The sequence below is a fragment of the Streptomyces sp. NPDC054842 genome (genome assembly GCF_053611025.1).
This window is the reverse complement of record NZ_JBSGZN010000002.1, coordinates 301,293-309,158: the sequence shown is the minus strand read 5'-3', so window position 1 is coordinate 309,158 and position 7,866 is coordinate 301,293. Positions and strand designations below refer to the sequence as shown.

Here is a 7,866-nt window from a genome sequence, read left to right as displayed (position 1 = left end):
GTCGAGTTCGACGCGCTGGCGGGCGTCTCGGCCAAGGTCAGGCGCGAGCTGACGAAGGCAGGAGCGCCGCGGCATCACGCCAACGGCGAGGGCTAACTGCTGGCAGGCGGCACTCGGAGCTGTTCACGAAGGGACGGCGGAGCGGGTCTCGACCGAGCGGGCTCTTTGCGGGCAGCCAGTAGGAGGGCGAAGACAGCACTCCCCCACCGGTCACCGAACTCGGCCCTCCCACCTTCACCTGCTCCCACAGCCTGGTCGGCCTCAGACGCAGCCGGTGCGGGAACTGCGCGCTCAGACAGGGTGAGTGCGCGCTCAGACGGGGTGAGTGCGCGCTCAGCAGGCCCTCACCCGACCGGGCCTCCACGGAACGCGGCCGCGGTTGTCGGAGCTCGGTGGAGGCCCGGTCGGCGTGTGAGGGAGGCTGCCCTCGCCCTCAGGACTACTCTCGCGAACTCACACGACCGCCCCCGTCCCTCTCTCCTTCTTCCTGCGCGCCTCCAACGGGCTGTACCCGTCGGCAACTTCCTTCACGGCGCGGCGGCGCGGTGCCAGTGGTGGCGGGTTGCGGTGTTCCAGGGCGATCGCGATCGGGACGGCGGTGAAGACGGTCGAGGCGATGCCGACCAGGACGCCCGCGATCAGCGCCACGGAGAAGTCCGCCAGCGAGTCGCCGCCCAGTACCGCCAGTGCGGTCAGGATGAACAGGGCCCCCATGCCCGTGTTCACCGTGCGCGGAAGTGTCTGGACCACCGCGTGGTTGGCCGTTTTCTCCAGGTCGCCTTGGGGGTCTCGGCGGCGCGCTTCGCGGACGCGGTCGAAGACGACCACCGTGTCGTTCACGGAGTAGCCGATCACCGTGAGCAGCGCCGCCAGGAAGACGCTGTCCACCGGCCTGCCCAGCCAGGCGAACAGGCCCACCACGAGGAGGACATCGTGGACCATCGCAGACACTGCCGCTGCCGCCAGGGTCCAGCGGAACCGCACGCTGAGGTAGATCAGTTGGGCGCTCACCGCGATGCCCAGGGCCAGGAGCGCCTTGTGGCGCAGTTCGCTGCCAAGGCTCGGGCCGATCTGTTCGTCACGCTCCACCGTGACGGTGCCGCCGGGCTTCTCCAAAGCCGCCTTGACGCGCCGCTGTTCGTCGCCGGTGAGCTTCTCCGTGCGTACGGTGATGTCGCCGTCGCCGGACTCCTGCACCACCGCGCGCGGGAATCCCGCGTCGGCCACGGCGTTGCGGGCCGTGTCCGCGTCGACGGACCTGCTGGTGCTGTACTCGACGAGGCGGCCGCCGGTGAACTCCACGCCGAAGTCCAGGCCGCGGATGACGATTCCTGCGACGGCCACCGCCACCAGGAGTGCGCTCCCGCCGAGCAGGCGGCGACGGTGGCGGACCAGGTTCGGGTTGCGGCCGGACAGCCATGTGCGGACTCGGCCCGTCGAGGCGATGCCCGTCAGACCCGGGCGCTTGCGTACGAAGCTGCGGGCGACGGCGAAATCCGCGAGCGCGCGGGTGATCACGAGCGCCGTAAGCATCGATGCCAGTACGCCGATGCACAGGGTGACCCCGAAGCCCTTGACCGGGCCCGTGGCGAAGAAGAACAGCAATCCCGCGGCGAGCAGCGTCGTGATGTTCGAGTCGATCACCGCGCTCCATGCCTTGGCGAAGCCGGTCTTCACCGGCTTCGCCAAGTCCTTGGAACAGGCGCCCAGGTACTCCTCCCTGGCCCGTTCGAAGACCAGGACGTTCGCGTCCACCGCCATGCCGATCGCCAGGACGAACCCGGCGAGCCCCGGCAGCGTGAGCGTCGCGCCGAGCGCCACCAGAGCGGCGTACGAGATGAGGCCGTACAGCGCGAGGGCCAAGGCGGCAAGCGCGCCAAGGAGCCGGTAGACGACGGTGATGAACAGTGCGCTCAGGGCGATGCCGGTGAGCGCGGCCTTGGTGCTCGCCTCGATTGCGTCGGCGCCGAGCGTCGGGCCGACCGTGCGCTGCTCCACGACGCTAAGAGGTACCGGCAGCGCGCCTCCCTTCACGAGCGCCGCCATCTCGCGCGCCTCGGCCCGGCCGAAGTCGCCGCTGATCTGAGTGGAGCCGCCGGTGATACCGGTCCCGCACACCACGTCCGCACTGACGCCGGGCGCCGAGATGATCTTGTTGTCGAGGGTGATGACGACGCGGCGCTCCGGAGCGCCCTGAGGCGCGCAGGCCGCGTCCGAGGTGATCTTCGCCCAGGTGTCGCCCGCGCCCTTGCGGAAGTCGAGGGAGACCATCCAGCCGTTCAGCGACTGCTGGTCCAGGACCGCCTCGGCGTCCTTGACCCCCTCGCCGGTGAGGGCGGTGGGGCCCAGCTTCAGGTGGTTGCCCGGCTGGTCCGGGTCGGGCAGGGTGCGCGATCCGTCGGCCCCGGGCTTCGCCGAGCCCTTGCCGGCCGTCGCCCCCGTCACCGGGTGGACCGTGAGCTGTGCGGTGCGGCCGATGACCTCGGCGGCCCTGCGTGGGTCCTGCACTGCGGGCAGTTCGACGATGATCCGTTTCTCACCGGAGCGGGCGATGCCGGGTTCGGAGACGCCGAGGGCGTCGACGCGCTGCCTGAGGACCTCCAGAGCGCGGTCGGTGGATGCGGCGTCGGCCTTGACGGTGGGTGAGTCCCGGCTCTCCAGGACGATCTGGGTGCCGCCGCGCAGATCGAGGCCGAGGCGGGCGGGTTGGGTGAGGGCGATGCACAGGGACAGCGCGACGGCCGCCAGCGCGACGACCGCCCTCCACAAGGATGGGCGGGACAAGGGTGGCCGGGACAAGGGTGCGCGAGACATGCGTACTCCACAATGAGGGCAGGACGGAGGGACGCGTGACCGGCCCCGCGCGGGGTGCGCCGGGCAGGAAGGGTCAGGCGTCGATGACGGTCTGCGTGCTCATCGGTGGGGCGGGCCGCGCGGGGCGGCGGACTCGGCCGCTCCGCGCGGCGGCGCGAGTGCGGTGGCGGGGCCCGTGTCAGGCCCGCCCAGGGCGCGGCGCGGGGCCGTGTCGACGGCCCCACGCGCGGGGCCCGCAGGCTGCGGGCCCGGGATGTGTGCGTCGGGTCGGTGCGTGAGCGCGACATGCAGCGCCGGGACGTCGTCCGGTCCTGCCCCTTGTCCGGCGTGCCCCGCCACCGTGTGGTGGGCGAGCGGCCTGCCGGCGGGCACGGGCGCGCTCTGCGCCCCGGCAACCGGGACGAACAGCGCGAGGACGGTGACGACGAGGGTCAGCGCGGACGCGGCCAGGCGCGCGGAGCGGCTCCGTCGCGGCACGCGTCCCCCATCCCTACGGTGCACATCGGGCGCGCACGGCGTGGCCCCGCCAGCACAACGTATGGGCGCCCCGGTCCGTTCCGCCTTTCCCGGTTCCCGACGGAGGCAACGCGGGCTCGAGCCAAACCGGCCAGCCCCGGGGGCAGTTGTCAAGCAGGGCCCTCATCCCAGCGGCGCGGACTGCGGACGGCCCGGGCCCACTGGGCCTCGAACTGGACGTCCTTGCGGCGGGCCCCAAGAGAGGATCGCAGCGCGCAGATCCGCAGGCCTGCCCAGGCCCGGGCCTCCAGCTCCAGGTCCGCCACGTAGGATCGACCGGTTCCCGCCCCGCAAGGAGTACTGCCCGGTGACCACCGTCGCCCCGCCCTCGTGAACCAACGTGGTCTACCGCGACAACTGCAACCTCATGTGGAACAACGACAAGGACACCATCTACCTGTACAAACCCTCCGGCAGCCGCGCCGACGTGCACTCCTACACCAAGAGCGGCTCCGACCCCGACAACAACGGCTACATCGGCTACCACAGCTGATGGCACCGGCACTCTGATGCCTCCTGGGCCGAGCTGGCCACCGGTGCACAGCTCGCCGCAGCGCACGGTTGGCCCGGGGCAGCAGAATTGCGCCCGCTGACATCGAGTAGTGGATCAATCCGGAATGACGTGTTGGCCACCGCCACGGCGGCAACGACCACCGCTCACCACCGAAGGGCAGGCGCTCGCAGCTTGTCGGCGCCGGACAGGCGCGACGGGAGAGCCGACCGGGATGCGAATGTCGGCGGGTGCTGCCGCAGCCAGACAATTTGCCGCGGCCCACGGCCCACGCCGTCCGGGTCACGCGTCGCCGGGGCCATCACGCCCCCGGTTCGCCACCGCCCTGACGGCACACCGTCGGGACTACCTCGGCTACTCCCCCGGAGTCTCCCACTGCCCCCTGACCACCCCGTCCGCGTCCGATACGGCGGCGCACCAGTCGCCCAGCCCGCATCGGCCAGCATGATTGGTGGCGGCCGTCGACGTTGTGGCCGAAGATTTAGCAGGGATGGCCCAGTGGCTTCGCGGCGGCGACCAGGCGGTGGTAGGGGCGCCCGTTGCGGATGCCGGCCACGGGCGCCACCTTTGCTTGCGTCAGGGCGCGTCGGTCTTTATGCCGTCGACGTAGTCGTCGACGTCCTTCTCCCAGTCGTCTAGGGCGTCGTTGAAGTCGTGGCGTGCCTACCGGCGAACTCCGCCCTGTAGGCCCGCACGGTCGCGTCGTCGACACCGTCGCACTCGGCGGGGCGGAAGAGGTGCTGTCCCTTCTTCATGGCGTTGAGGACCTGCTGCTCGATGGCAGCCTTGCATGCGGTCGTGTCGGCCTTGTCGTCGCTGCCGCAGCCGGTAAGCGCGGTAAGAGCGAGGAGGGCGGCGACTGTGACTGTACGGGCGTGCATAGTCCCCCAAGTTGTGAGTGCGTTGGGGGTCATGATGCCTCGTGGGGGGTATCCGGTTTTGGGCGTGCCGACCATGCGGCTCGCGAGGCTCCGCCCGGAGCCCTCCCCGGCGGGGGCTCGCCACGACGACCACAACGCCAGTTGCCCAAGCCCTTCACCTATTTTTCAGCTTGTTGAATTGCCCGTCCTCGTCCGTCCAGCCCGAAGCATCGATCGCCTCGGCCATGAGCAGCGTGTTGTAGTCGTCCTCCAAGAGCGGCTCGCACGCCTCCGGCCGCTTCTTGCCGCCCGCCTGCTTGAACACGGGCCTGGCGAACTCATGTGGCGTCCTGTGCCAGGTGACGAAGTTCCTTCTGCCTCGTTATCAGTGATCATCACCTTTCCATCAGGAGGTTGGTCACTCTTGCAACGGAGCATTAGATTCCACGCAGCCGCCGTAGGCGCGATGATGCTGCTTTCCGCGGGTGCCGCCGAGGCCTCAGCCACCACGGTCATCGGGTTCGGCAACGCGGCCATCGACAACGCATGCACCAACACGGGCACTGCCACTCCTCGCGGCGCTACCACCGCCGGACCGGGCGCCCTCAATGCACTGGCCGTGGCCCTGCCTGTCGGCTCGCCCAGCAACGGCTGCGGCGACCTCGGCGCCAAAGCCGGTGCCGTTGCGGGTGGCGTCGCGGGCTACCTGCTGGGCAAGTCGCCCTCCTGATGCAGCTCAGACTCCGTCGCCTAATGAGTCATCTCGTTTGGTGACCTCTCGATAACAAGGGTGCAGGCGAGGCGAACGCCGCCTTGAGGGCCTGCGATTTCCATCACCTCCATACACGGACGAGATCGTCCCATCCGGCGGCTGCCAGAAGCCGGCCGTCGGATGAGTATCCGACTGATACGAACGGCCGGCTGAGTCCGGTGAGCCGACCCAAGGCAGCGCCGGTCCTCGGATCCCACAACCCCACCTGGCTGTCCCACCCGGCGGTGGCAAGAATCGGGCCGCCGGGAGAGAAGGCGAGGTCGGGTCACATCGTCGCGGTGAATTGCGGTGAACTGGGTGCACTCTTCGCCGGTTGCCACATCCCAGGCCACGTCCGACGGGCACTGGCAGTGGCCAGCAGCGTTCCGCTGGGATCGAAGGCCAATGGGCCGGCTGCACCGGGGCGGCTCATCTCCCACAGTCGTTCATGGATCACCGCGTCCCGTATCACAGCGTTAGAGGCGGCAACGGCAGCCATGTATCGCCCGTCTCTATTGTAGGCGACCGCTCAGCCGTCGGTGTACCGACAGGGGTCGCCGCACCGGATGTGCTGAGGTGCTCAAGGCCGGACGGCGCTTGCGCCGGAGGTCGGCGAGCCCAGACGGCCCGCTCTGGTGGTTGCCGCGGTGCGCGGCCTCGGGGTCAGTGCCGCGCGCAGCGCCGGGGTGAGGATGTGGCGGGTCTGCGCTGGGGTGAGGGCGGCGGGGGTGGGGAGGGGGTTGAGGTAGCGGGTGTAGATGAGGCCGCCGAGGATCGTGACCACGGCCGTGGCGCGGGCGGTTGCGTCCTGACCGCCGAGATATTCAGCAAGCCGGGCCAGCAGCTCGCGTTCCAGGTATTCGCGGATCGCCTCGGCGGCCTCCTCGCCCTGGGTGGTGAGCTGTAGGAAGTCGGCGTCCTCCCACAGGTCCGTCACCGCGTCGATCAGGCGATCGGGGAGGGTGGCCGGGTCGCCGCCGAGGACGTCGTCCACCACCAGCGCGTTGGCGCACTGGAACTGCATCACGTCCGCGAACAGGCTTTTCTTCGAGCCGAAGTGGTACGAGATCAGCGCCGGGTCGACCCCGGCGGCCCCGGCCACCGCGCGGAGAGTGGTGCCCCGGTAGCCGCGCTCCAGGAACAGCGCCCGGGCCACCGGGACGATCGACTCGCGGGTCGGCGGGTTGCCGCGGGGGCGGCCTCGGGTGCGGGCGGAAGCAGGGGCGGCGTTATTCATCAGCGTTGAGCCTGCTTTGCCTGATCAGCACAGTCAAGGGCGTTCCGGTAAGCATATGAAGGGATGACCCCACGCCATGCGCATCGCAGTCTTCGGCGCCAATGGACCGACCGGCCGCCACCTCACCGACCAGGCCCTGGCCGCCGGCCACGAGGTCGTCGCCGTGACTCGCCGCCCCGGCTCCCTCCCCACGCGGCCCGGCCTCGCTGTAGCCGTCGCCGACGCCACCGACCCAGCGGCTGTCGACGCCGCGATCGCCGGGACGGACGCCGTCCTGTCCGCAGTGGGCGCGCGCCTCAGCAAGGAGACCATCACCACGTACTCGGCGAGCGCCAAGGCCATCACCGGGGCCATGCCCCGCCACGGCATCAAGCGGCTGCTCGCCGTCAGCTCCAGCATCGCCGACCCGAACTGGCGTCCCACCGGCGCGCACTTCTTCAACCACGTGCTCGACCCGCTGGTGAACCGACGCCTCGGCCGCACCCTCCACGAGGACATGCGCCGCATGGAGGCCGTAATCCGCCAGACGGACCTCGACTGGACCCTCGTCCGGCCCTCGGGCCTCTTCGAGCACCCCGTCGTCACGGACTACCACACCGCCGAGACCAGCGCCGACGGCGTCTTCACCGCCCGTGCCGACCTCGCCGCGAGCATGCTGCGCGAGCTCAAGGAGCGGCGGTACGTCCGTACGGCCATGGGCGTCATCACCACGGCCGTGAAGCCCAACATCGCCAAGCTGATCTGGAACGAGGGCGTGAAGAAGAAGTGAGCCGGGCGACCGTCGAACTCCGGGCCGCCACAAGGGCGTTCCTCACTCGCCCCCACACGGCCACCCTCACCACCCTCCGCCCCGACGGCACCCCGCACGTCACCCCTGTCCGCTTCACCTTCGACGCGGCCACCGGACTGCTCCGGGTGACCACCCGGGCGGAAGCGCGCAAGGCCCGGAACGTGGTGGCGGGCGGCCCGACGGCCCGTGTCGCGCTCTGCCAGGCGGACGGCTACCGCTGGGTCACCCTCGAAGGCCAGGCCACCGTCACCGACGACCCCGAGCGCTTGGCCGAGGCGGTCCGCCGCTACACCGTCCGCTACCGCGCGGCCCCGCCCGCCCCGCTGGACCTGGTCGTCGTCGAGATCGCCGTCGACCGTGTCCTGAGCCTCAACCTCTGAAACCCCC

At 70.4% G+C, this 7,866-nt stretch carries 9 protein-coding genes and 2 pseudogenes; 4 read left to right on the top strand and 7 right to left on the bottom strand.

From position 1 onward, the window contains the following. Positions 1-453: 453 nt before the first annotated feature. Together secD and ACWGIS_RS03110 are read right to left on the bottom strand one after the other, a co-directional pair. Positions 454-2,814 carry a protein translocase subunit SecD gene (gene secD, locus ACWGIS_RS03115; protein ID WP_453360676.1) on the bottom strand — a complete coding sequence of 787 codons (2,361 nt, stop codon included), beginning with the start codon at positions 2,812-2,814 and terminating at the stop codon, positions 454-456. A 99-nt stretch (positions 2,815-2,913) separates the two neighbouring features. Continuing rightward, positions 2,914-3,291, bottom strand: a complete 378-nt coding sequence (locus ACWGIS_RS03110) for a hypothetical protein (RefSeq protein ID WP_453360675.1) — start codon at positions 3,289-3,291, stop codon at positions 2,914-2,916. A gap of 376 nt (positions 3,292-3,667) precedes the next feature. Between ACWGIS_RS03110 and ACWGIS_RS03105 the strand changes: the two are divergent. Beyond that, a pseudogene (locus ACWGIS_RS03105) lies at positions 3,668-3,823 on the top strand (lamin tail domain-containing protein); the annotation flags it as partial. Between the two features lie 653 nt (positions 3,824-4,476). On the opposite strand, the gene ACWGIS_RS03100 reads toward ACWGIS_RS03105, so the two are convergent. Both ACWGIS_RS03100 and ACWGIS_RS03095 read right to left on the bottom strand, forming a co-directional pair. Beyond that, positions 4,477-4,722 carry a hypothetical protein gene (locus tag ACWGIS_RS03100; protein WP_453360674.1) on the bottom strand — a complete coding sequence of 82 codons (246 nt, stop codon included), beginning with the start codon at positions 4,720-4,722 and terminating at the stop codon, positions 4,477-4,479. 154 nt (positions 4,723-4,876) lie between these two features. Next, on the bottom strand, positions 4,877-5,026 hold the full coding sequence (locus tag ACWGIS_RS03095) for a hypothetical protein (RefSeq protein ID WP_453360673.1): 150 nt from the start codon (positions 5,024-5,026) through the stop codon (positions 4,877-4,879). A 141-nt stretch (positions 5,027-5,167) separates the two neighbouring features. On the opposite strand from ACWGIS_RS03095, the gene ACWGIS_RS03090 reads away from it, so the two are divergent. Further along, a complete protein-coding gene (locus ACWGIS_RS03090; RefSeq protein ID WP_453360672.1) occupies positions 5,168-5,431 on the top strand; it encodes a hypothetical protein in 264 nt (87 codons plus the stop codon). 103 nt (positions 5,432-5,534) lie between these two features. Here ACWGIS_RS03090 and ACWGIS_RS03085 read toward each other — a convergent pair whose 3' ends face one another. From ACWGIS_RS03085 to ACWGIS_RS03075, 3 genes and pseudogenes are all read right to left on the bottom strand, one after another. Beyond that, positions 5,535-5,678, bottom strand: a complete 144-nt coding sequence (locus ACWGIS_RS03085) for a hypothetical protein (RefSeq protein WP_453360691.1) — start codon at positions 5,676-5,678, stop codon at positions 5,535-5,537. Beyond that, positions 5,673-5,726: pseudogene (locus ACWGIS_RS03080) on the bottom strand (hypothetical protein); the annotation flags it as partial. The pseudogene ACWGIS_RS03080 and the gene ACWGIS_RS03085, both read right to left, overlap by 6 nt. Positions 5,727-6,032: 306 nt before the next feature. After that, complete coding sequence (locus ACWGIS_RS03075; RefSeq protein WP_453360671.1) at positions 6,033-6,689, bottom strand: TetR/AcrR family transcriptional regulator; 657 nt, start codon at positions 6,687-6,689, stop codon at positions 6,033-6,035. Positions 6,690-6,765: 76 nt separating this feature from the next. Here ACWGIS_RS03075 and ACWGIS_RS03070 point away from each other — a divergent pair, with 76 nt between their 5' ends. Both ACWGIS_RS03070 and ACWGIS_RS03065 read left to right on the top strand, forming a co-directional pair. Then, complete coding sequence (locus ACWGIS_RS03070; RefSeq protein ID WP_453360670.1) at positions 6,766-7,458, top strand: NAD(P)-dependent oxidoreductase; 693 nt, start codon at positions 6,766-6,768, stop codon at positions 7,456-7,458. Next, a complete protein-coding gene (locus tag ACWGIS_RS03065; RefSeq protein WP_453360669.1) occupies positions 7,455-7,859 on the top strand; it encodes a pyridoxamine 5'-phosphate oxidase family protein in 405 nt (134 codons plus the stop codon). Before ACWGIS_RS03070 ends, ACWGIS_RS03065 begins: the two co-directional genes overlap by 4 nt. Positions 7,860-7,866 lie beyond the last annotated feature (7 nt).

What these genes read in the sequence shown, in the direction of transcription:
- ACWGIS_RS03100 (WP_453360674.1), bottom strand. Translation starts at nt 4,722, where the DNA reads ATGCACGCCCGTACAGTCACAGTCGCCGCCCTCCTCGCTCTTACCGCG.
- ACWGIS_RS03075 (WP_453360671.1), bottom strand. Translation starts at nt 6,689, where the DNA reads ATGAATAACGCCGCCCCTGCTTCCGCCCGCACCCGAGGCCGCCCCCGC.
- ACWGIS_RS03090 (WP_453360672.1), top strand. Translation starts at nt 5,168, where the DNA reads ATGATGCTGCTTTCCGCGGGTGCCGCCGAGGCCTCAGCCACCACGGTC.
- secD (WP_453360676.1), bottom strand. Translation starts at nt 2,814, where the DNA reads ATGTCTCGCGCACCCTTGTCCCGGCCACCCTTGTCCCGCCCATCCTTG.
- ACWGIS_RS03070 (WP_453360670.1), top strand. Translation starts at nt 6,766, where the DNA reads ATGCGCATCGCAGTCTTCGGCGCCAATGGACCGACCGGCCGCCACCTC.